Here is a 21,070-nt window from a genome sequence, read left to right as displayed (position 1 = left end):
ATTTTCTTTATATCCAATTCCTATACAATCGTTGATGAACGCCTAAAAATTTTTGAACAATGCCTTTTCCCGCTGAACAGGACGCCCCAATTGGAAGTTTCACTCTATTTTATCATGGTCGGGATCAATAAAAAAAGATTTTTTTATGAAAAGCGAAAGCTTCAGATGAGCAGGATTTAGATTGAAGAGATAGAATAGAATAAAAAGCTGCATGCAGGCTAAAAAAGGAGGAAACAGTATGATCGAGAATCCATCACGAGAAGAAATTGGAGAAATTTTAAAAAAAGCCAAAAGAATTGCCGTTGTGGGTCTAAGCAATAATCCGAATCGCCCCTCTTATGAAGTAGCGGAAGCGATGCAACAGGCAGGATATGAAATCATTCCCGTAAACCCAGCTGTAGATGAAGTGTTGGGTGTTCAAGCGGTCGACTCTTTAACGGATATTGAAGGGCCGGTTGACATTGTGAATGTTTTCCGTCGATCGGAGGCATTGCCGGAAATTGCGGAAGAATTTACAAAGATTGATTGTCCTGTTTTTTGGGCTCAATTAGGGATCGAAAATGAAGAAGTGTACCGATATTTAAAAGAAAAAGGCTACACCGTTATTATGAATCGCTGTATTAAAATCGAGCATGCCATGACAAAATAAACAACATACCTACCTGGGCAAGGGCCAGTCCTCATATAATGAGGCCTGGCCCTGTATCTGTGAAACAGTTTTTCATTTCCTTTCTTGCGCTTTTTTCATGAAAAGGTAAAATAGTGCATAGGTGTCTTTTGAACGTGAATGGAGAACGCTTTTGGATGGTTAAAATGAACCTGTACAAAACCAAATAAAAGATGTTTTGGTTATTTGGACGGATTTTTCATTTATCATTATGTATGTTATAATAAAATGCGAACGTTTGTTTGTTTTTGTTTTGAAAGGGGAATGTTCGTGGCAAATAAGAAGAACCAAATGGAATATAACGAGGATGCGATTCAAGTATTAGAAGGTTTGGAAGCGGTTCGAAAAAGGCCAGGAATGTACATCGGATCAACCGATTCGAAAGGATTGCATCACTTGGTGTATGAAATTGTCGACAATGCGGTGGATGAAGCATTGTCTGGCTATGGTGATGAAATTAGAGTCGTTATACATAAAGACAATTCGGTTAGTGTGGAAGATTTCGGTCGTGGAATGCCGACTGGAATGCATAAACTTGGAAAGCCGACTCCCGAAGTCATTCTCACGGTGCTTCACGCCGGGGGGAAATTCGGACAAGGCGGCTACAAAACAAGCGGCGGTTTGCATGGGGTTGGCGCTTCCGTGGTCAATGCCTTATCGGAATGGCTGATTGTGACTATTCAGCGAGACGGATTCATTTATGAACAACGCTTTCGAAATGGCGGAAAACCGGAAACGACTTTAGAAAAAATCGGAAAAACGACGAAAACAGGAACAAAAATCCACTTTAAACCGGATCCGACTATATTTAGTACGGTTGTGTTCAATTATGAAATCTTATGTGAACGACTAAGAGAAAGTGCCTTTTTATTAAAAGGGCTAAAGATCGATATACGGGATGAACGTTATAATCAACATGATACGTTCTATTTTGAAAACGGCATTGAAGCATTTGTAGAATATTTGAACGAAGATAAAGAACCTTTGCATCCTGTCGCGTTTTTTGAAGGAAAACAAAACGGAATCGAAGTGGAGTTTGCTTTTCAATTTCATGACGGATTTTCGGAAAATGTTCTTTCCTTCGTCAACAATGTCCGTACAAAAGACGGGGGAACTCACGAAGCCGGAGCAAAAACGGCGATGACGCGGGTGTTTAATGATTACGCCAGAAAAGTCAATTTATTAAAAGAAAAAGATAAAAATTTAGAAGGCTCTGACGTTCGCGAAGGATTATCCGCTGTCATTTCCGTCCGGATCCCGGAAGAATTGCTTCAGTTCGAAGGCCAAACAAAAGGAAAACTTGGAACAAGCGAAGCCCGCTCCGCTGTAGATGCCGTTGTTTCCGAACAGTTATCCTACTTTTTAGAAGAAAACCCTGATATCAGTTCTTTGTTGATCAAAAAAGCCATCAAAGCGTCTCAGGCTAGAGAAGCAGCAAGAAAAGCGCGAGAAGAAGCGAGAAACGGGAAAAAACGAAAAAAATCAGATTCCATGCTGTCCGGAAAATTGACACCTGCCCAATCGCGAAATCCTAATCGTAATGAATTGTATTTGGTGGAAGGGGATTCCGCGGGCGGCTCTGCAAAACAAGGACGCGACCGGAGATTCCAAGCTGTGCTTCCGTTGCGTGGAAAAGTAATCAACACGGAAAAGGCAAAGCTTCAGGATATTTTTAAAAATGAAGAAATCAATACGATCATCCATGCCATTGGAGCCGGCGTCGGTCCTGATTTTTCTGTAGAAGACTCCAATTATGACAAAGTTATTATTATGACGGATGCCGATACGGACGGAGCGCATATTCAAGTACTTCTTCTCACGTTCTTTTATCGCTATATGAGGCCATTAATTGAAGCGGGAAAAGTATTTATCGCGCTTCCTCCTTTGTACAAGGTCAGCAAAGGAACGGGGAAAAAAGAGATAGTGGAATACGCATGGACGGAAAAGGAATTGCAGGCGGCCATTAAAAAAGTCGGCAAAGGCTATATGATTCAGCGCTATAAAGGGCTAGGCGAAATGAATGCGGACCAGCTGTGGGAAACGACTATGAATCCCGAAACAAGAACGCTCGTCCGGGTTCGAATCGATGATGCCGCCCGGGCGGAACGGCGAGTGACGACCTTGATGGGAGATAAAGTAGAGCCGCGTCGCAAATGGATTGAAAATCATGTGGCGTTTGGCCTTGAAGAAGATGTGAGTCTTCTGGAAAATGAAAATCTGTCCCATCGAGAGGAGGTTGAATAGTCGATGGCAATGGAAGAACGTTTTCAAGATTTACCACTTGAGGAAGTGTTGGGCGACCGTTTTGGCCGGTACAGCAAATACATCATTCAAGATCGGGCGCTGCCGGATGCCCGCGATGGTTTAAAGCCTGTACAAAGGCGCATATTGTACGCAATGCTGGTCGATGGCAATACTCATGACAAAGCTTTTCGAAAATCTGCTAAAACGGTAGGTAATGTCATTGGCAATTACCACCCGCACGGTGATTCCTCTGTTTACGAAGCCATGGTCAGGATGAGCCAAGACTGGAAATTGCGGAACCTGCTGATCGAAATGCAAGGAAACAACGGAAGCATCGACGGCGACCCTCCGGCTGCAATGCGTTATACAGAAGCGAGACTGTCCGCGATCGCATCAGAGCTGCTGAGGGACATTGATAAAAAAACAGTTGATTTTGTGCCTAATTTTGATGATACCGCATATGAACCGACCGTCCTCCCGGCAAGATTTCCAAATTTGCTTGTGAACGGTTCTACGGGTATTTCGGCTGGATATGCGACGGAAATACCGCCTCATCATTTAGGAGAAATTATTGACGGTGTCATTATGCGAATGGATCAACCTGATTGCACCGTAGACGATTTGATGAAGGTCATTAAGGGTCCTGATTTCCCGACCGGGGGCATTATACAAGGAATTGACGGAATCAAAAAAGCATATGAAACAGGAAAAGGAAAAATTGTGATACGCGGTAAAACGGAAATAGAAACGATTCGCGGCGGGCGCAAACAAATTGTGGTAACTGAAATTCCGTTTGATGTCAATAAAGCGAATCTTGTCAAACGGATTGAAGAGTTTCGTATTGACAAAAAAGTGGAAGGAATCGCCGAAGTCCGGGATGAAACCGATCGAACGGGCATGCGGATCGTCATTGAATTGAAAAAAGAAGCAAATGCAGAAGGAATTCTGAACTATTTGTATAAAAATAGCGATCTGCAAATTGCGTACCACTTCAACATGGTGGCGATTCATGAGCGCCGGCCGAAACTGATGAGTTTGCCTGCCCTGTTGGACGCTTATATCGCCCATCAAAAAGAAGTGGTCACGAACCGTTCAAAATACGATTTGCAAAAAGCGAAGGAAAGACAACATATTGTAGAAGGATTAATCAAAGCGCTGTCCATACTCGATGAAGTGATTGCGGTGATTAGAGGATCCAAAGACAAAAAAGACGCAAAGCTGAATTTAATGAATCGATTTGAATTCTCTGAACCGCAAGCAGAAGCGATCGTTTCCCTTCAACTGTACCGCCTTACCAATACGGATGTCACTGCTTTGCAAAAAGAAGCGGAAGATTTGAAAAAGAAAATCGCTGAATTGACGGCCATATTGGAAAGCGAAAAGAAACTATTGTCCGTTATTAAAAAGGAATTAATCGAAATGAAAAAGCGGTATGGGGATGAAAGACGGACGACCATTGAAAAAGAAATAGAAGAAATAAAAATCAATCCTGAAGTGACCGTTGCTATTGAAGACGTCATGGTAACCGTTACGAAAGAAGGATATATTAAGAGAACAAGTCTTCGTTCCTACTCGGCTTCAAGCGGTGCCGATTTGGCGATGAAAGATTCAGATCGGTTGCTGTTCCAAGCGGAATTGAGCACCACCGATGTGCTGCTATTGTTCACTAACAAAGGGAATTATTTGTATATTCCTGTACACGAATTGCCTGATATTCGCTGGAAAGAAATGGGGCAGCATATTGCCAACCTGATCGCCATAGGAAAAGACGAAAAGATCATTCAAGCCATTGCGGTCCAAAATTTTGAGGAAAAGGGCTATCTTCTCTTTTTCACGAAAAACGGCATGACCAAAAAATCTGAACTGTCTCAGTATAAAGCACAGCGCTATTCACGTCCGCTTGTGGCCATTAATTTAAAAGATAATGATGAAGTAATCGATGTGTTTTTAACAAACGGCCAAATGGATGTGTTCATTGCTACAAGGTTGGGATATGGGCTATGGTTTGAAGAAGAAGAAATTAATACCGTAGGACCAAGAGCGGCCGGAGTAAAAGGCATCAATTTAAAAGAAGATGATTATGTGGTCAGAGGAAAAGTATTCGTCCGAGGAGAACAGCCTTATATTTTTGTGGCAACCCAGCGCGGAGCTGTGAAAAAAATGAAATTGAATGAAATGGAAAAAATGTCCAGAGCTAAACGGGGTCTTGTTTTATTAAGAGAATTAAAATCCCATCCGCACCGAATTGCGTATTTAGATCTCACCGACAATGACTCCATCGTTTATTTGCGAACGGAAAAAGGAGTCGTAGAAACGGTTTCCCTTTCCGGATTAAGAGAGAATGACCGCTACTCAAATGGCAATTTTGCCATTGACGAATCAGAAAGCGGTACAGTCATAGAAGGATGGACAGAAAAACCGTCCGGTACAGAGTAAAGGATTTTTCTACGGCGAGATATATGTATAAGCAATGCTGTAAAACAAAAGTAGAAGGATCTCCCATCAAAAAGATTTTGATGGGAGATTTTTTTTGCACAATAATTCATTTGTATTGTTTTGAACAAATCATCAGACAAACAATATGGGTATTTATATCCATTTTTTAAAACATGTCGCTCTTTTTCGGATCACTTCCATGAAGGTACTACTTTTTAATGCCAAACCGTTTTCCACCGTAAAATCTTCAAACGCCCCATCAAGAAGTTAATCCTTTCAAGCAATGGATGTGGCAAAACAATGACTCCAATGCAGGAAATACAATGCCCCAAATTTAAGAAGGAAGAAAAATTTCATTTCAGCAAAGAGTTGTTCTCTTTAAATTTTTTCTTGCTGCCTATGAGTTTATTTATACGAAAAGGTAAAATGATTCTACAAATTTTATAAATTCCTATAAATTCCTATCAAAAAACTGCGGAAAAATTCGTTGACTTTTAGTAACTTTCTGATAAAATAAAAAGCAATTAAACTTATCAAGAACGACGGAGGGACCTGGCCCAATGAAGTCTGGCAACCTGCCTTGAAAAGAAGGTAAGGTGCCAATTCCAGCAAAATGGTATCCATTTTGGGAGATAAGGTATGTATGATATGGTACCTATTGATTCTTTCCTGAAATGGAAAGATTTTTTCATTTTACCATCAGCCTCTAAACAGGAACACCAATGAGTGGTATAGAAAGAAGGGGTATTTTGAGCGAATTATTTACGTTTGACACGTGGGATCATTATCAACTACCGGAATTTGATGAAAAGAGTGAAACAAAAGGGGCATTAGAAGTTCTGGAATGGGCCTATGACCATTATGGAGAAAAAATTGTCTATTCGTGCAGTTTTGGAATAGAAGGAAGTGTACTTGTGGACTTGATTTATAAAATCAATCCAAAAGCGACCGTCGTTTTCTTAGACACAGGACTGCACTTTCAAGAAACATACGAAACCATTGATAAAGCGAGAGAACGTTATCCGGAACTGAACATCGTCATGCAAAAGCCGGAATTAACGCTGCAGCAGCAAAGCGAACAATACGGTGAAGAATTATGGAAAAAAGATCCGAATTTGTGCTGCCATCTACGCAAAATTGTTCCGCTAAAAAGTGTTCTCGAACCTGTTGAAGCATGGATCTCAGGCTTGAGAAGGGAACAATCAGAAACAAGAAAACACACGAATTACATAAACCTTGATAAAAAGTTTGGCAAAATTAAAATTTGTCCATTAATTCATTGGACGTGGAAAGAAATTTGGCGGTATGCGTATAATGAAGAACTGCCTTACCATCCTTTGCACGATCAAGGATATCCAAGCATCGGATGCCAGCCTTGCACCTCTCCTGTATTTGATTTAGAGGATTTACGGGCCGGAAGATGGAAAGGCACCGGAAAAACGGAATGCGGTTTACATCTGCCCTCTTAAAATCACTAAACCAAGTAGACTGATTAAATATATAAAATAAGGAGGATCCTCTACATGACCGAAATAAAACCGCACGGAGGAGTTCTAATTCAAGCGTACAATCCAGAATATCCATTCGAAGGCATTGAAAAAGAAATTGAGCTGGATGCCACTGCTTTAAGCGATCTTGAATTAATCGCGACAGGAGCCTATAGTCCTTTAACAGGATTCCTAGAAGAAAAAGATTACAACAGCGTAGTCGAAACGATGAGGCTCTCCAACGGCATTGTTTGGAGCATCCCCATTACACTGCCGGTCACAAAAGAAAAAGCAGCCGATCTACAAATCGGGGAACAGGTTCGGCTTACTTTTGACTGTGCTACATATGGTGTGATCACCATTAAAGATATTTATGAACCAGATCAACAAAAAGAGGCGGAATTGGTTTACAAAACAACGGAACTAGCCCATCCGGGTGTGAAAAAAATGTTCAGCCGCGGAAATGTTTATGTAGGAGGTCCTATTGTTCTAGTCAAAAGAATTAAAAGAACGCAATTTAGCGAATTTTATTTTGACCCGGCAGAAACGAGAAGAATTTTCGCAGAAAAAGGCTGGAAAAAAGTCGTCGGCTTTCAAACCAGAAATCCGGTTCATCGGGCGCATGAATATATTCAGAAATCAGCTCTTGAAATTGTGGACGGCCTCTTTTTAAATCCGCTTGTCGGGGAAACAAAAGCAGACGACATCCCTGCTGATGTCCGGATGGAAAGCTACCAAGTACTTTTGAAAAATTATTACCCTGAAGACCGTGTGTTTTTAGCCGTATTCCCGGCAGCCATGCGCTACGCCGGCCCAAGGGAAGCTGTATTCCACGCGATGGTGCGAAAAAATTATGGCTGCACGCATTTTATCGTCGGGAGAGACCATGCAGGAGTCGGAAATTATTACGGTACGTATGACGCTCAAAAAATATTTGATCAATTTACTCGGGAGGAAATTGATATTACTCTCTTATTCTTTGAACATAGTTTTTACTGTACGAAATGTGAAAGCATGGCGTCTACGAAAACTTGCCCGCATGGAAAAGAACACCATGTCATATTATCAGGAACAAAAGTAAGGGAAATGCTCCGCAATGGAGAAGTGCCGCCTAGCACTTTTAGCCGCAAGGAAGTAGTGGAAGTTTTAATTAAAGGCTTAAAAGAAAAAGCGCCGGTTCATCAATAAAAAAGCGCTAGTGCTTCTAAAACCAGCCGTTGACTTCTTAAATAGGGAGTTGGCGGCGGGTTCAATCAAAAAGTATTAATAGATCTCAACACTACTTGTATAAAGCTTTTATAAATGAGTCAGCAAAAAGGGGAATATAGAATGGCACAAAATATTGTATGGCATGAACCATCTTTGCAAAAAGAGGAACGCCGGAAACGGAATGGGCATCACAGCGCTGTATTCTGGTTTACAGGGCTGTCGGGATCAGGAAAATCCACGATCGCCAACCGCGTCGCCAAAAAACTTCATGAATTAGGGGTGCAGACTTATGTGTTAGATGGGGACAATATCCGCCACGGTTTAAACAAAGACCTCGGATTTTCGGAACAAGATCGCAAAGAAAACATTCGCCGAATTGGAGAAGTCGCCAAATTATTTGTAGATAGTGGGCAAATGGTATTTACTGCTTTTATTTCCCCATTTCGTGAAGATCGTGAAACGGTCAGAAAATTGCTCGAAGAAGATGAATTTATTGAAGTGTATGTCAAATGTCCCCTCAGCCAATGCGAAGAACGTGATCCAAAAGGACTTTATAAAAAGGCGCGTAAAGGAGAGATTTCAGATTTCACAGGTATCTCTTCTCCCTATGAAGAGCCTGAATCGCCTGAAATCGTATTGGAGACCGATCGGTTTTCAATCGAAGAATGCGCGGAACAGCTTTTGTCCTATATAAAAGAAAGAAATTGGATCTAAAGGAGGAGGAATTTCTATGAGTTATGAAAAAGTGTGGAAGGATAATCCCAAATTGAATAAGGATGAACTTCGGAAACTGGAAAAAGACGGTTTGGAAATTTTTAATGATATTCCATACTATGCGGAACACGGTTTCTCATCCATTCCAAAAGAAGAATGGGGTGCATTTAAATGGGCGGGGCTTTATTTGCAACGTCCGAAAGAAGACGGCTATTTTATGATGAGGGTAAAAGTGCCGACTGGAATACTAAACAATGAACAGTTAGAAACTTTGGCGGGCATTGCAAAAGATTTTGGACGAAACTTTTTTGATATTACAACTCGCCAAGCCGTCCAATTTCATTGGTTGAGAATTGAAAACATTCCGGAAATTTTTGATCGCTTGAATAAAGTGGGATTGACCAGCACTTTCGCCTGCGGTGATGTTCCTCGGAATATTCTCGGAAATCCGTTGGCAGGCATTGATAAAGACGAAGTATTGGATACTCGTCCGATCGTTCAAGAAATACATGAATTTCTGACCGGCAACGAAGATTTTTCCAACCTGCCTCGAAAGTTTAAAATTTCAATCAACGCTAATGTTTATAATTCCGGACAAGCAGAAATCAATGACTGTGCATTCGTTCCAGCCAAAAAAGTCATCGACGGAGAGGAAAAGATAGGGTTCCATCTAAAAGTTGGCGGCGGGTTGTCCGCGGTGCCAAAACTAGCTGTTCCACTCGATATCTTTGTACTGCCTGAAAAAGTAAAAGATGTTGTAAAAGGCGTTCTGACCATTTTCCGTGATTACGGTTATCGGGAAAGACGAAATCATGCACGCTTGAAATTTTTAGTGGCGGATTGGGGTCCGGAAAAATTCAAAGAAAAATTGTTAGAACTTACCGGTCCGCTTCCTGAAGCAGGAACTGATCTGACAAAAGGATGGAATGCCAGCTATTTGTACGGAGTTCATCCACAAAAACAAGAAGGACTGCATTACGTCGGTTTGAATATTCCAGTGGGCAGACTGCAAGTAGAAGATGCATTGGAATTGGCTCGGCTGGCGAAAAAATATGGAAACGGAGAAGTCCGGACATGTGGTTCGCAAAATTTGATTATTGCCAATGTTCCGACTGAAAATGTAGATGCTTTGCTTAAAGAACCTATTCTGGAGAAATTCTCGATACGTCCACCGCGATTCACCGCTTATGCCATTTCATGCACAGGCATTGAATTTTGTAATTTAGCTTTGACTGAGACAAAAGAAAGAATGAGACGGCTTGCCGCATTTCTTGACAAGGAAGTGGATGTGGATGTTCCGGTTCGCATCAATATGGTGGGCTGCCCTAACTCTTGCGGCCAGCGGCAAATTGCTGATATCGGCTTGCAAGGAGTTTTAATGAAAAATAAAGAAAAGAAAATGGTGCAAGCATTTGAAATCAATGTGGGCGGAACATTGTTGAATGGCGGCCAATTTAACCAAAAATTAAAAGGAAGAATCGACGGCGAACATCTGCCGTTTGTATTAAAAGAATTCTTAACCTATTTCAGCAAGACCAAATTGGAAGGCGAAACGTTTTTTGAATACTTCAAACGAGTGGGAATAGAACCACTTCAAGAAGAGTTGGATCGTATATTAAGCAATTTGGCCTTAACAGCTTGACAAGAAAGAGGAAAACTATGACTCTATATCGTTTTGAAGTCATCACAGAGGATCAGCAAATGATACCTGTCATCATTGCGGCTGACAATGACGAACGGGCATTTGAATTAGTTGAAATAGAATTGGAAAAATTTTATTTAACCTTACCGCCCATTGAAGAAATTGTGTTATATGAAAAAAAGAAACTAAGAAATGGCGGCGGATTTGTCATTGGAACCGATCATGATCAATACGCAAAATATTGATAGGAGTTGAGAAAGTTGGGAAAAGTGTTCCTGGTGGGAGCCGGCCCAGGCGATCCAGAATTAATTACATTAAAAGGTTTAAAAGCCATTCAAGAGGCGGACGTGATTTTATACGACCGCCTTATAAATCCCGCATTGTTGGATTATGCCAAACAGGGAGCTACTCTGATTTTCTGCGGTAAATTGCCGAAACATCACCATCTCCAGCAAGAAACGATTAATCACATTCTAGTAAAACATGCAAAAGCAGGGAAAACAGTGACGCGGTTAAAAGGAGGCGATCCCTTTGTGTTTGGAAGAGGCGGGGAGGAAGCGGAATTTTTAGTAAAGAATGGCATTCCGTTTGAAGTAGTGCCTGGCATAACATCAGGAATCGCTGCCCCGGCTTATGCCGGAATTCCTGTTACCCATCGGGAGTATAGCGGCAGTTTTGCTTTTGTGGCTGGACATCGCAAGGAAGGAACCCATGAAGACTTGAAATGGGAAGCTCTGGCAAAAGGAATCGATACACTGGCCATATATATGGGAGTCAGCAATCTTCCGTACATTCAAGAACAATTGTTGAAATTCGGCAAACCGAAAGATACTCCAGTTGCTCTAGTTCATTGGGGAACTACCTCCCAGCAGCGGACTGTAACAGGTACATTGGAAACCATCGTTGATGTAGTTCGTCGAGAAAAGGTGGAAAATCCAAGCATGATCGTGATTGGGGAAGTGGTAAAGCTGCGGGAGAAGCTGAGTTGGTTTGAAAAAAGCGAGCCGTTCATTTTAATGGGGGAATCCGTATGAAAGCCGTCCTATATATTTGCCATGGAAGCCGTGTAAAAGAAGGATGCGAACAAGCAATTGAATTTGTTCGAGAAGTCCAAAAAGAGATATCCATCCCAATTCAAGAAATTGCATTTCTTGAATTGGCCCGGCCTACGATCAAAGACGCTTTTCTGCGCTGCTTAGAAAAAGGGGCTGACGAAGTATATGTCATTCCCATTCTCCTCTTTGCAGCAGGACACGTGAAAACCGATATTCCTAAAATCTTGCTGCAGCTGCAAGTCTCTTATCCTTCTGTGCCGATCCTGTACGGAGAACCGATTGGTGTACATAATAGTGTGTCTGAAATATTAAAAAATAGAATCAAAGAAACAGGAGTTCCGATTAAGGACCATGTAGGAGTATTGCTGGTAGCGCGCGGCAGCAAAGACAAGGATATGCAGCTTGATTTTAACGAACTTGCTCGTCGATTTAAACAAAAAACCGAGTATTTTTATGTGAAAACTTCTTATCTAACTGGGGCGTCTCCAAGCTTTGAAGAAGCTTTGGAAGAGATGGTCAATGAATCTCGACTTAAACAAATTTTTGTACTCCCATATTTGTTATTTACCGGACTTTTAATGAAAGGGATGGAAAAGAAAATTCGTGATCTTGATACAGAAAAGGATGTCATCTTATGCCGTTATTTAGGATATGATCCTTTGCTGAAAGAAGCTGTCCAAGATCGAGTGAAAAATGCGTTGAAAATGGGGGAAATCCATGTTTCCTATTATGGTTGATTTATCGGATAAAAAAATCGTTGTAGCGGGCGGCGGTCATGTCGCCTACCACAAGATTCAACATTTGCTAAAATATCACGTTCATGTTCATGTTGTGAGCCCTACTTTTCACCATAGGATCGTGGAGCTGGCAAATGAAAAAAAGGTGACGCTTATTCAAAAGTTGATTGAATATGAGGATTATAAAGACGCTTTTTTCGTCATTGCTGCTACCAATTCCAAAATCGTAAATGATCAAATAGCCAATTCGGCCAAACCTCATCAGCTTGTGGTCAATACAACGGATCCCCAAAAAGGAAATTGCACGATCCCGGCATCATTCAATCGTGGAAAATTAGTCATCGGTGTATCAACAGGAGGAGCCAGTCCCACTTTGGCTAAACAGATTAAAAACCAAATAGCCGAGCAATATGATGAGCGCTATGAATCTTACTTAGAATTTTTATTTGAAATCAGGGAAACAATCAAACAGCATATATCAGATCCGAAAGAAAAAAGAAAATGGCTGAAAAAAGCGGTAGACCCCATTTATCTATCTTCAACCAAAGAACAGCAACGGTTTAGAGAGCAACTGGAATCTGTATGGAATCACGATCTATTATGATTGGTTTGTTTGTGTTTGAATGGAGGAACAATAATGCAAAAATTAATCGTACTTGCATTAGTAGGTTTAGCGGCACAATTAGTAGACGGATCGCTTGGAATGGGTTATGGTTTAACATCCACTTCCTTGCTGTTATTGTATGGCATCGCTCCGGCTGCAGCCTCCGCTTCTGTTCATTTGGCAGAAGTGGTGACAACGGCAGCGTCCGGCATTTCTCATATACGTTTCGGAAACATCGACAAAGAAATCGTCTTGAAATTAATTATCCCTGGATCCATCGGGGCTTTCCTAGGTGCTACCGTATTAAGTAATCTTCCGGGAGACGTGTTAAAGCCGTACATCTCCATTTTTCTTCTACTTTTAGGGGTGTACATTATATTTCGCTTTATTTTCCGATCCAGTCAGAATGAAAAGGCTGAAGGAAAAAAAGTGTCCAAAAAACTGTTCGTTCCTTTAGGATTTATCGCCGGATTTTTCGATGCGACCGGCGGTGGGGGATGGGGCCCGATAGCAACCCCGACATTGTTATCCAAAAAGGATCTGGAACCGAGGAAAGTGATCGGTTCAGTGGATACAAGCGAATTCGCAGTATCACTTGCGTCAAGCATAGGATTTCTTCTTTCGCTAGGAGCGAATGAAATCAACTGGATCTGGACATTGGCCTTAATGATTGGAGGCCTGATTGCCGCACCGATCGCCGCATTTTTAATAAAAATCATTCCTTCCCATTTGCTAGGTGTCCTTGTTGGTGGAATGATCATTTATTCGAATTTGCAAACATTATTAAAATCAAGAAATTTATCTGATTCGTGGATTACTTTTGCTAATATCGCCGTTTTCCTTGTATGGGCTTTAAGCGTACTGTTTGTGATGAAAAAACATCGAAATTTAGCGGCCCAAAACAGCCGTTTCACCAAAAATCTTAAAAAGATTCATGTCGAATAGAAAACCTTCAAAACTATCATACACGCCTGTTATCAGCAGGCGTGTTGTTCATTTTATTTGAAAAAATGATTGGTTAAGAATACAAAAATAGTATTCATCATCGCGAAAATGAAAAAAATCGGATGTTTTTAAGCAATAGTAAAGGAACCAGGAGTTTAAGACGAAAAAAGCGAATAAATATTATGTCAATTAAGCGATTTTTCAAAATGGAAGAAAGAAGGATGAGATATGACCTATTGTAAAGTTCGGCAAGCTGAAATCTATTATGAAGATTTAGGGGAAGGTAAACCGATTATCATGATGCATGGTTATTCTCCTGACCATCGTTTAATGAGTGGTTGTATGGAACTAGTAAATGAATGGTTGGATAGAATTGAAGAGTCCCTTTAACTAATAAATGAACGCTTAGGAGAAGATGTTATACATAGGGTGATATAGTTCTAATATTATAAGAGCGTGTTATAAAAAAGATGATTTAAACACGCTCTTTTCTTTCATTCTTTTATCATGGTTCATAACATGAATTGGAACAAACAATCTCGAAACCACAATCAGCTACACGTTATCCATTTTGAGCAACGATTATGGGTTTTATTTCTCGCTGATTTGGACTTGAAAACAGGATGTTTTGGACATCTTCTATCACTTGTTCCACAGAATCATAAGGAGGGCTGATATGAAGCATTTTTCGAATGACCTCTTTAGTTTTTCTAGGCAACTTCAATTCTTCTTCCCAGCTCTTTTCCCTGATGGAAACAGGCTTATAGGTTGAATACAGCAAAAAAAGAACAAAATGGCCAAGTGCCATTAGATCTTCTTGAAACGAGAAGGAACATCGTGCGACATGTTTGAAATTTTTCTCATTGAAATCATCACGAGCTCCTATTCGACGTGCTAAACCAAAATCAATAATCAACAGCTGATCGTTGTTCATCAGGATATTGGGGGTCCGCAAATCGCGGTGTATAATCCCTTGGCAATGCAAAAAATGAACAAGTTTTAACACTTCTAATAAGATCAGCAAAGAATCGTCATGATCAAATTCCTTTTTTTGTTGAAAAATAAGTTCTTCAAATGAGTATCCGTCCAATTTTTCCATCACTATAAATTTTCCGGTCTGATCTTGAAAAGAATCGATGTAGGAAGGAAAAGCCGGATGGGAAAGAGACTTCAATATGGCAGCTTCATTTTCAAAAGCGAGACAATCCTTTTGGGATTTTGCTCTTCGCTTCCTTAATTGTTTGACAACCACTTTTTGGCCAAGTGAGTTGTCAAGAGCTTCATACACCAGCCCATATCCTCCTTTACCCAACAATCGAACGATTTCATAACGATTGTTGAGAACGGTTCCGACTTTTAAGGCCCTTTCGAATAAGTCTATCCACTTCTTCATACGCATCCGACTTTATTAGCTGCTATGGGAACGGAAGAAAAATCCGCTCGATTTCCATTTTTTCTTATAGTAATTAATGGTGACCGTAGTGGGAAGAGTGTCTTCTTTCCCATTTTCTGCTGTCGTCGCTGCTATAATGGGAATGGTGACGGTAAGCAGAGGAGTCTAAAATTCTTTTTAAAAATTTTTTTAGCATCCAATCGCCTCCTTACTTTCTTTACGAACGAAAGGCCAAATGGTTTCAAAAAAGGATATGAAAATTGTCTTTTATTTAATAATACGAACGCATTGTAACACTGACAAGATGGAAGGTCGAAGCAAAAAGAAAGAAGGATAGTTAGGCAACTGTTTTGAAGCAGTTAAATTGAAATTTAAGCGTTTCATGCTGTGCGAAAGTAGAAGGGGATCATTCCAGTGAATATCTCCGCATGGTCTCAAATATCCATCTTATATAACTAATACCAAGTGGTGAGTCCTCTGCAACAGCAGCATCAGAACGACTTTTAGGTGGAAAATAGGGAGGAGGATAAATGAAAAATGAATTACTCAACTTTCGCAGTGAAAAATTTATGAATAATCCTTGATTTGATAGGTTTCTTTGGGTATCTCATATTCACTTGACACTGAAAAAATTCGTCTAAAAAACAAAAAGACACCTCTTTCTTTTGGTAAACTATTGGTGACCAAACCAAAAACCAAAGAAAGAAAGGTGTCACCATTATGATAACGAAAAAAGAGTATTTTGCGCAATTACCAAAAGAAATAAAAGACGGATTTTCTGAATTACAAATTGGTAATCATTTAAGAAAAGCAGGAATTATCAAGGCTTGTGGTTATTCTTGTTTATCGATTTTTCAACTATTATTTCTTCTTGTTTTTCAATACAGAAACTGGTACCACGCCTTACAAAGCAAAAAGGCTGCCGATTTACCAGGAAAAGATACCATTTATCGTTTTTTGAACTCGTCTACGTATAACTGGAGAACCTTTTTACTATCTCTGAGCTCCGAAGTGATTCGTCGTGTGAAACAAACGATTTCGAAGCGCCGTGTTACCGTGTTTATTGTAGACGATTCGATTTATTCTCGTAACCGTAGTAAATCGGTTGAGCTTCTAGCTAAAGTATTCGATCATTCCACTCGTCAGTTTGTCAATGGTTTTCAACTATTAACGCTCGGATGGTCCGATGGCTTTACATTTGTACCTATCGATTTCGCTCTTTTGAGTTCAGCGAACCAAAAGAATCGCTTGAACGAAATCCATTCGTCCATTGATAAACGAACCACAGGCTACAAACGACGGCTCGAGGCATTGGAAGCAAAACCAAACATGGTGTTGAAATTAGTAGAACATGCATTGGATAAAGGAATTTTCGCTGATTATGTGCTCATGGATACATGGTTTACTCATGCCCCGTTGGTGGAGAAGATTCACTCCAAAGGCCTTTTTGTCATTGGTATGGTCAAACAGCTGAAACAACGGTATCTTTTCAACGGAGAACGTTTAACCTTGGAACAACTGTATCGAAAAGCGAAACGAGACATTGGCAAAAAAGAAACACTCGGCTCGATTCACGCAACCCTTCATACGGGTTTACCAGTGAAAATCGTGTTTGTGCGGAATCGAAACAACCAAAGTGAATGGCTAGCCATTTTGAGTACAGATACCACGCTGTCTAATGAAGAAATCGTTCGAATCTATGGGATGCGTTGGGACATTGAAACCTTTTTTAAATTCAGTAAATCGTTTTTACATTTAGCCAAAGAGTTTCAAGGTCGTTCCTATGACATGATGATTAGCCATACTACCATTGTCTTCACTCGGTATATCTTGATTGCTTGGCAACTTCGGAAAGAAGAGGATCCGAAGACCATGGGCAACTTATTCTTGTTTCTATGTGACGAAGTAAAGGAGATGGACTTTAAAACGGCTTTACTACAATTGATTTCTCTTTTCCAAACTTTGGCTGAAGCTAAGGTTTATTTGAGTATGGACATTTTTCAGTGTCAACTGTCCAATTGGATTACTTCTTTACCTCGTTATATCAAGGACTGTCTCCATATTTCTGTGTGCGAAAGTTGAGTGAATTATAAATTGTAGAAATAGCGTTTGCACTGAAATATTGAATGGAATAGACTAAAATAATTTCTTACAATTCTTTCATTCTAAATGGTAAATATAGGTTATAAAACAGAATGACGGATGCGAAAATAGATCGGTTTAATTTGTGAGATGTTTAAGCCAAAAAGCAACATTATAAAATTATTATCATAATCGATCGATGCAGAATGAAAACATTACACGATGAATGACTTTACAGGATCATATAGAATTCATTTCGATCAGACGTTCAAAATGAATACCGAAAGATTTATAATTGGTTGAAATGAAAATTAAGATCAGCGTTTCAAAATTTTTATTTTGTCTCAATGTAACAAGTATACTTATATTATGAGACAATTTACCCTTAACTTCCTATAATATATATTATGTAAACTAACTTATTTCTTCGTAATGTTAGGGGTTCTTCCCTTCAAGTTCCTATAACAACAATTATTAGGTACTTCCTCTTCTAAGTTCCTCATAATTTTTCGTCAGTTTTTTGTTAAACGAATTATCTATTTTTTAGACGATCATGATCATCTTTTAAACTTGTTATCAATATTCGTTTATTATCACTGAAGGTGTTATTTAGATTTTGCTAAAGCATCATCGATCCCTTGAATTGAATGACATTCATAAAACTCTCGTGCGACGTTTTATCCAAGAACAAATTACAAAAGAAAACATGAAACCTAGAACGATTCACCGAAAAATCTCTTGTTTAAAATCGTTTATGAAGTACTGTACACGCGAAAACCTGTTGATGAATGATTTTATGGTTGGTATCGAAACCCCGAAGATTGATAATAAACTACCTGTATATATGAACTTGCAGGAGTTGCAAAAACTCTTTCGCTATCTAGAAAATGATACAGGTCGATTTGCCATCAGGAGAGGTATCATGTCCATTTATTTACTAAATTAGGTTTGAAATTCTCCATCAATTTTATGAGAGGATCGAAGAAACCATTGACATTAAGCAGAGCAATTGGCTTATTATGTATGCCTATTTGCAACCAAGAGAGCACTTCAAAAAGTTCTTCATAAGTTCCATAACCTCCAGGCATGACAATAAATCCATCTGCTAACTCATACATTTTCGCTTTGCGTGTATGCATTGTGTCTACAATAAAGAGTTCACTTATATTTTCATGTGCTAGTTCCTTATCTTTTAAAAACTTAGGTATGATCCCAATAACATGGCCTTTATGGCTTAAGACAGCATCTGCAATTTCCCCCATTAGCCCCGCCTTCCCTCCACCGTAAATCAGGGATATTTTTTTATTGGCAAGGAACTTTCCAAGCTCTCTGGCTGCTTGCTTAAACTCCATGTCATTCCCATAGTTTGAACCACAAAATACACAAATGGATTTCATCTTTCTCACCTTCCCCGTTGATTATTATTCCAATTACTTACAGGAACACTCTGCATATTAAGCGGCATTGGAGAGTAAGTCAAGACTTTATGGAAATTTTTTCAGACCCGCACTCATTGTTAATTTAAATACATCTTTTCCCTTCATACCGATCTTTACTTCATTAATTGCCACAAGCTGTCCCTTGTACAATGCATTAAATTTATCATACTCGGGTTTCATATATTTATATGAGAACACCCGTGCATTATCTGCCCAATACCCATTACAGACTACATCGCAATCAAACCATATTAAGTCCCCAGGTTGGAGCTTAATTTCCGATTTTTGTCTACGTTGTCCTCCAACCGCGTGTCTACCTATTTTGATCATTGGTAAAGCAGCGATAGCTCCTTGACTGGCTATAGATGTATTAAACATGTTTGCTATTTCTAATTCACTAATGCCTTCTTTGAGATTACTGATAACATCTTCAATGGCTTTTTCCACACAATTTGCCGCGTAAGTAAGCGCATCTATCTCATGTGGTGTTTTAACAGCCCTTATCTGCCTAATTTTGTTAGAAAAAAATATAAATTCTATACCTGGAAATCTACTTTTAATATGACTTAAACAAGCCATTGTCATGCCATCTTCATCGATCCCTAATCTTGATTTTGCTAATCCTAGTTCTCTTAACAAAGATGATAAGGCCTCTCGTGCACTAGTAGCGCTGTGAGTAAGATCAGATAGTTCCTTAAGCCTTCTTTCTTCGTGAGTAAGCTCAACTCCATTCATATACTCCCTATAAAAGTAAGCGTAAAATAATCCCCACCTTTTAATGATAGGGATTAAATACTATTATTGTGATAAGTTATTAAAAACCCGACAATTCAAAGGAATTGTTTTGGACCAAGGAAGTAGTTGATCAAGCTCATCCATATTGCTTATATCCATATTGGGAAGCCTTTCAAATAAGTAGCGAAGATAATAAAATGGATTTAATTTATTCTCTTTTGCTGTCTCCACAATACTGTAAATGATTGAGCTGGCCTTAGCTCCTTTCGGAGTATTGCTAAAAATCCAGTTCTTCCTACCGATCACAAATGGTTTAATGGATCGTTCACTTCGATTATTATCGATTTCTAAACGTCCATCCTCTAAAAATGCCACGAGTTTTTCCCATTGGTTGAGGCAGTATGTAATGGCTTGACCTAATAGACTCTTTGGTAAAACATTGCTTTTCTCTGTTTTTAGCCATGCTGAAAAAGCCTCCAACAATGGTTGGCTGTGTTTAAGTCGTTTTTTATATCGTTCTTCTGGTGTACATTCTTTCAAATCACGCTCGATGGCAAATAGCTGATTACAGAAATTGAGTCCTTCCCGAACTGTGACTGCTGAATGACGTTTGGATTCAGGAAGTACGTTTAAAGCCTCATCGAACTTTCTGCGGGCATGAGCCCAACATCCAACTAATGTTACGCCGGATACCTTATGGTATCCTGCATATCCATCGACATGCAGGTATCCTTTAAACCCTTTTAGGAATTCTTTGGCATGTTCTCCTGCTCTAGTTTCCTGATAGTCATAAAGGACAAGTGGTGGATCCTCTCTTCCAGTCCGATAAAGCCACATGTAAGATTTCGATGTACTTGACCTTCCAGGTTCATGTAAAACCTGAACAGTTGTTTCATCCGCATGTAGAATGTCTTTAGAGAGGAGATGCTCTTTCATTCGTTGATAAATTGGCGCAAGCCATTTTTCGGCACCATAAAGCATCCAATTGGCCATGGTTTGCCTGGATAAGATCACACCTAATCGTTTGAACTGTTGTTCTTGGCGATATAGAGGTAGCCCCTCTACATATTTTTGATTCATAATATATGCCATGCTTGACGGTGAAGCTAAACTTTTTGGATACACAGATTTTGGGGCAGGTGCTGTAACGATTGGTGTCTCTATTTCATTACGCTCACAATGACGGCATCCATAGACATATCGAACGTGTTTTAAAACTTTGACTTGAGCCGGAATAATCACTAATTCTTGTCGTACTTCTGTGCTCATTTCGTGTGTTTTTTCACCGCAACACGAACAGACCTGCTCTTCTTCGGGTAAACGATATTCAATCGTTTCCATAGGCAGGTTTTCAAACGTAGCTTGACGTTGACCACGTTTCTTTTTACGACGATATGTAATTGTTTCAACAGTTGGCTCTTCGGCTTTTACATTAGACTCTACCTCTGCTTCATTGAATAAAGGTAGTTCTAATTGATTAGGATTTGTTTTTTCGCTTGAAGAGCCAAATTTTCGTTTTTGACTAAGACGATACTGTTCTTCATACCATCGTAATTTCGCCGTCAATTCAACGATTTGCTGTTGAAGTTTTTCAATTAATTCAAATGGGTTTTGGGTAGGATTCTTTAAATTTTTCATCATGTAGTAATAATTCGACGGTTTTAGCTATTTTCCTCCAAGG

Annotated in this window: 19 protein-coding genes, 1 pseudogene and 1 riboswitch; of the genes and pseudogenes, 15 read left to right on the top strand and 5 right to left on the bottom strand. The window is 39.7% G+C overall.

Features of this window, described 5'->3' with window-relative positions:
• Positions 1-238: 238 nt before the first annotated feature.
• The 13 genes and pseudogenes from BSM4216_RS07925 to BSM4216_RS16715 all read left to right on the top strand — a co-directional run.
• A complete protein-coding gene (locus BSM4216_RS07925) occupies positions 239-649 on the top strand; it encodes a CoA-binding protein (RefSeq protein ID WP_048623364.1) in 411 nt (136 codons plus the stop codon).
• Positions 650-937: 288 nt separating this feature from the next.
• Positions 938-2,911, top strand: a complete 1,974-nt coding sequence (gene parE, locus BSM4216_RS07920) for a DNA topoisomerase IV subunit B (protein ID WP_280513057.1) — start codon at positions 938-940, stop codon at positions 2,909-2,911.
• Between the two features lie 3 nt (positions 2,912-2,914).
• Positions 2,915-5,347 (top strand): DNA topoisomerase IV subunit A, encoded by a 2,433-nt coding sequence (gene parC, locus BSM4216_RS07915; protein ID WP_048623362.1) that lies wholly within the window; start codon positions 2,915-2,917, stop codon positions 5,345-5,347.
• A 527-nt stretch (positions 5,348-5,874) separates the two neighbouring features.
• Positions 5,875-5,986, top strand: a riboswitch (SAM riboswitch).
• Between the two features lie 83 nt (positions 5,987-6,069).
• Complete coding sequence (locus tag BSM4216_RS07910) at positions 6,070-6,816, top strand: phosphoadenylyl-sulfate reductase (RefSeq protein ID WP_048623361.1); 747 nt, start codon at positions 6,070-6,072, stop codon at positions 6,814-6,816.
• A gap of 54 nt (positions 6,817-6,870) precedes the next feature.
• Positions 6,871-8,022 (top strand): sulfate adenylyltransferase, encoded by a 1,152-nt coding sequence (gene sat, locus BSM4216_RS07905; protein ID WP_048623360.1) that lies wholly within the window; start codon positions 6,871-6,873, stop codon positions 8,020-8,022.
• Between the two features lie 141 nt (positions 8,023-8,163).
• Positions 8,164-8,757: an adenylyl-sulfate kinase gene (gene cysC / locus BSM4216_RS07900; protein ID WP_003352912.1), complete on the top strand. Its 594-nt coding sequence runs from the start codon at positions 8,164-8,166 to the stop codon at positions 8,755-8,757.
• A gap of 16 nt (positions 8,758-8,773) precedes the next feature.
• The gene (locus BSM4216_RS07895) at positions 8,774-10,399 is read left to right on the top strand and encodes a nitrite/sulfite reductase (RefSeq protein WP_048623359.1); all 1,626 of its coding nucleotides are present in this window, start codon (positions 8,774-8,776) and stop codon (positions 10,397-10,399) included.
• Positions 10,400-10,416: 17 nt separating this feature from the next.
• The gene (locus tag BSM4216_RS07890) at positions 10,417-10,644 is read left to right on the top strand and encodes a DUF3906 family protein (RefSeq protein WP_048623358.1); all 228 of its coding nucleotides are present in this window, start codon (positions 10,417-10,419) and stop codon (positions 10,642-10,644) included.
• Positions 10,645-10,659: 15 nt separating this feature from the next.
• Positions 10,660-11,433: a uroporphyrinogen-III C-methyltransferase gene (gene cobA, locus BSM4216_RS07885; protein ID WP_048623357.1), complete on the top strand. Its 774-nt coding sequence runs from the start codon at positions 10,660-10,662 to the stop codon at positions 11,431-11,433.
• A complete protein-coding gene (locus BSM4216_RS07880) occupies positions 11,430-12,191 on the top strand; it encodes a sirohydrochlorin chelatase (protein ID WP_048623356.1) in 762 nt (253 codons plus the stop codon). The genes cobA and BSM4216_RS07880 overlap by 4 nt, the downstream gene beginning before the upstream one ends.
• On the top strand, positions 12,172-12,795 hold the full coding sequence (locus BSM4216_RS16725) for an NAD(P)-binding protein (RefSeq protein WP_048623355.1): 624 nt from the start codon (positions 12,172-12,174) through the stop codon (positions 12,793-12,795). The genes BSM4216_RS07880 and BSM4216_RS16725 overlap by 20 nt, the downstream gene beginning before the upstream one ends.
• A gap of 33 nt (positions 12,796-12,828) precedes the next feature.
• Positions 12,829-13,740, top strand: coding sequence for a sulfite exporter TauE/SafE family protein (locus BSM4216_RS16720; RefSeq protein ID WP_048623354.1), 912 nt, complete (start codon positions 12,829-12,831; stop codon positions 13,738-13,740).
• 228 nt (positions 13,741-13,968) lie between these two features.
• Positions 13,969-14,094: pseudogene (locus tag BSM4216_RS16715) on the top strand (alpha/beta hydrolase); the annotation flags it as partial.
• 208 nt (positions 14,095-14,302) lie between these two features.
• On the opposite strand, the gene BSM4216_RS07865 reads toward BSM4216_RS16715, so the two are convergent.
• Together BSM4216_RS07865 and BSM4216_RS17235 are read right to left on the bottom strand one after the other, a co-directional pair.
• Positions 14,303-15,133, bottom strand: a complete 831-nt coding sequence (locus BSM4216_RS07865) for a serine/threonine-protein kinase (protein ID WP_169799156.1) — start codon at positions 15,131-15,133, stop codon at positions 14,303-14,305.
• Between the two features lie 73 nt (positions 15,134-15,206).
• The gene (locus BSM4216_RS17235) at positions 15,207-15,329 is read right to left on the bottom strand and encodes a hypothetical protein (RefSeq protein ID WP_255287962.1); all 123 of its coding nucleotides are present in this window, start codon (positions 15,327-15,329) and stop codon (positions 15,207-15,209) included.
• 524 nt (positions 15,330-15,853) lie between these two features.
• On the opposite strand from BSM4216_RS17235, the gene BSM4216_RS07860 reads away from it, so the two are divergent.
• Both BSM4216_RS07860 and BSM4216_RS17275 read left to right on the top strand, forming a co-directional pair.
• Positions 15,854-17,215 carry an IS4 family transposase gene (locus BSM4216_RS07860; protein WP_003353499.1) on the top strand — a complete coding sequence of 454 codons (1,362 nt, stop codon included), beginning with the start codon at positions 15,854-15,856 and terminating at the stop codon, positions 17,213-17,215.
• Between the two features lie 616 nt (positions 17,216-17,831).
• On the top strand, positions 17,832-18,161 hold the full coding sequence (locus tag BSM4216_RS17275; RefSeq protein ID WP_053083245.1) for a site-specific integrase: 330 nt from the start codon (positions 17,832-17,834) through the stop codon (positions 18,159-18,161).
• Here the strand turns inward: BSM4216_RS17275 and BSM4216_RS07850 are convergent.
• The 3 genes from BSM4216_RS07850 to tnpC all read right to left on the bottom strand — a co-directional run bounded on the left by BSM4216_RS07850 (position 18,136) and on the right by tnpC (position 21,030).
• A complete protein-coding gene (locus BSM4216_RS07850; protein WP_082142287.1) occupies positions 18,136-18,612 on the bottom strand; it encodes an LOG family protein in 477 nt (158 codons plus the stop codon). The genes BSM4216_RS17275 and BSM4216_RS07850 overlap by 26 nt on opposite strands.
• An 87-nt stretch (positions 18,613-18,699) precedes the next feature.
• The gene (locus tag BSM4216_RS07845; RefSeq protein WP_053083243.1) at positions 18,700-19,389 is read right to left on the bottom strand and encodes a M24 family metallopeptidase; all 690 of its coding nucleotides are present in this window, start codon (positions 19,387-19,389) and stop codon (positions 18,700-18,702) included.
• Positions 19,390-19,452: 63 nt separating this feature from the next.
• Positions 19,453-21,030 (bottom strand): IS66 family transposase, encoded by a 1,578-nt coding sequence (gene tnpC, locus BSM4216_RS07840; RefSeq protein WP_048623352.1) that lies wholly within the window; start codon positions 21,028-21,030, stop codon positions 19,453-19,455.
• Between the last annotated feature and the right edge of the window lie 40 nt (positions 21,031-21,070).

Source organism: Bacillus smithii, from assembly GCF_001050115.1.
Lineage (GTDB): Bacteria > Bacillota > Bacilli > Bacillales > DSM-4216 > Bacillus_O > Bacillus_O smithii.
This window is presented reverse-complemented; position numbering and strand designations above follow the sequence as displayed.

Coding starts and splice junctions, on each gene's coding strand:
- BSM4216_RS07845 (WP_053083243.1), bottom strand. CDS start 19,389: ATGAATGGAGTTGAGCTTACTCACGAAGAAAGAAGGCTTAAGGAACTA.
- BSM4216_RS07860 (WP_003353499.1), top strand. CDS start 15,854: ATGATAACGAAAAAAGAGTATTTTGCGCAATTACCAAAAGAAATAAAA.
- tnpC (WP_048623352.1), bottom strand. CDS start 21,030: ATGATGAAAAATTTAAAGAATCCTACCCAAAACCCATTTGAATTAATT.
- BSM4216_RS07865 (WP_169799156.1), bottom strand. CDS start 15,133: ATGAAGAAGTGGATAGACTTATTCGAAAGGGCCTTAAAAGTCGGAACC.
- BSM4216_RS07850 (WP_082142287.1), bottom strand. CDS start 18,612: ATGAAATCCATTTGTGTATTTTGTGGTTCAAACTATGGGAATGACATG.
- BSM4216_RS07890 (WP_048623358.1), top strand. CDS start 10,417: ATGACTCTATATCGTTTTGAAGTCATCACAGAGGATCAGCAAATGATA.
- parC (WP_048623362.1), top strand. CDS start 2,915: ATGGCAATGGAAGAACGTTTTCAAGATTTACCACTTGAGGAAGTGTTG.
- BSM4216_RS07910 (WP_048623361.1), top strand. CDS start 6,070: ATGAGTGGTATAGAAAGAAGGGGTATTTTGAGCGAATTATTTACGTTT.
- sat (WP_048623360.1), top strand. CDS start 6,871: ATGACCGAAATAAAACCGCACGGAGGAGTTCTAATTCAAGCGTACAAT.
- BSM4216_RS07925 (WP_048623364.1), top strand. CDS start 239: ATGATCGAGAATCCATCACGAGAAGAAATTGGAGAAATTTTAAAAAAA.
- BSM4216_RS07880 (WP_048623356.1), top strand. CDS start 11,430: ATGAAAGCCGTCCTATATATTTGCCATGGAAGCCGTGTAAAAGAAGGA.
- cysC (WP_003352912.1), top strand. CDS start 8,164: ATGGCACAAAATATTGTATGGCATGAACCATCTTTGCAAAAAGAGGAA.
- BSM4216_RS16725 (WP_048623355.1), top strand. CDS start 12,172: ATGTTTCCTATTATGGTTGATTTATCGGATAAAAAAATCGTTGTAGCG.
- BSM4216_RS07895 (WP_048623359.1), top strand. CDS start 8,774: ATGAGTTATGAAAAAGTGTGGAAGGATAATCCCAAATTGAATAAGGAT.
- BSM4216_RS16720 (WP_048623354.1), top strand. CDS start 12,829: ATGCAAAAATTAATCGTACTTGCATTAGTAGGTTTAGCGGCACAATTA.
- BSM4216_RS17235 (WP_255287962.1), bottom strand. CDS start 15,329: ATGCTAAAAAAATTTTTAAAAAGAATTTTAGACTCCTCTGCTTACCGT.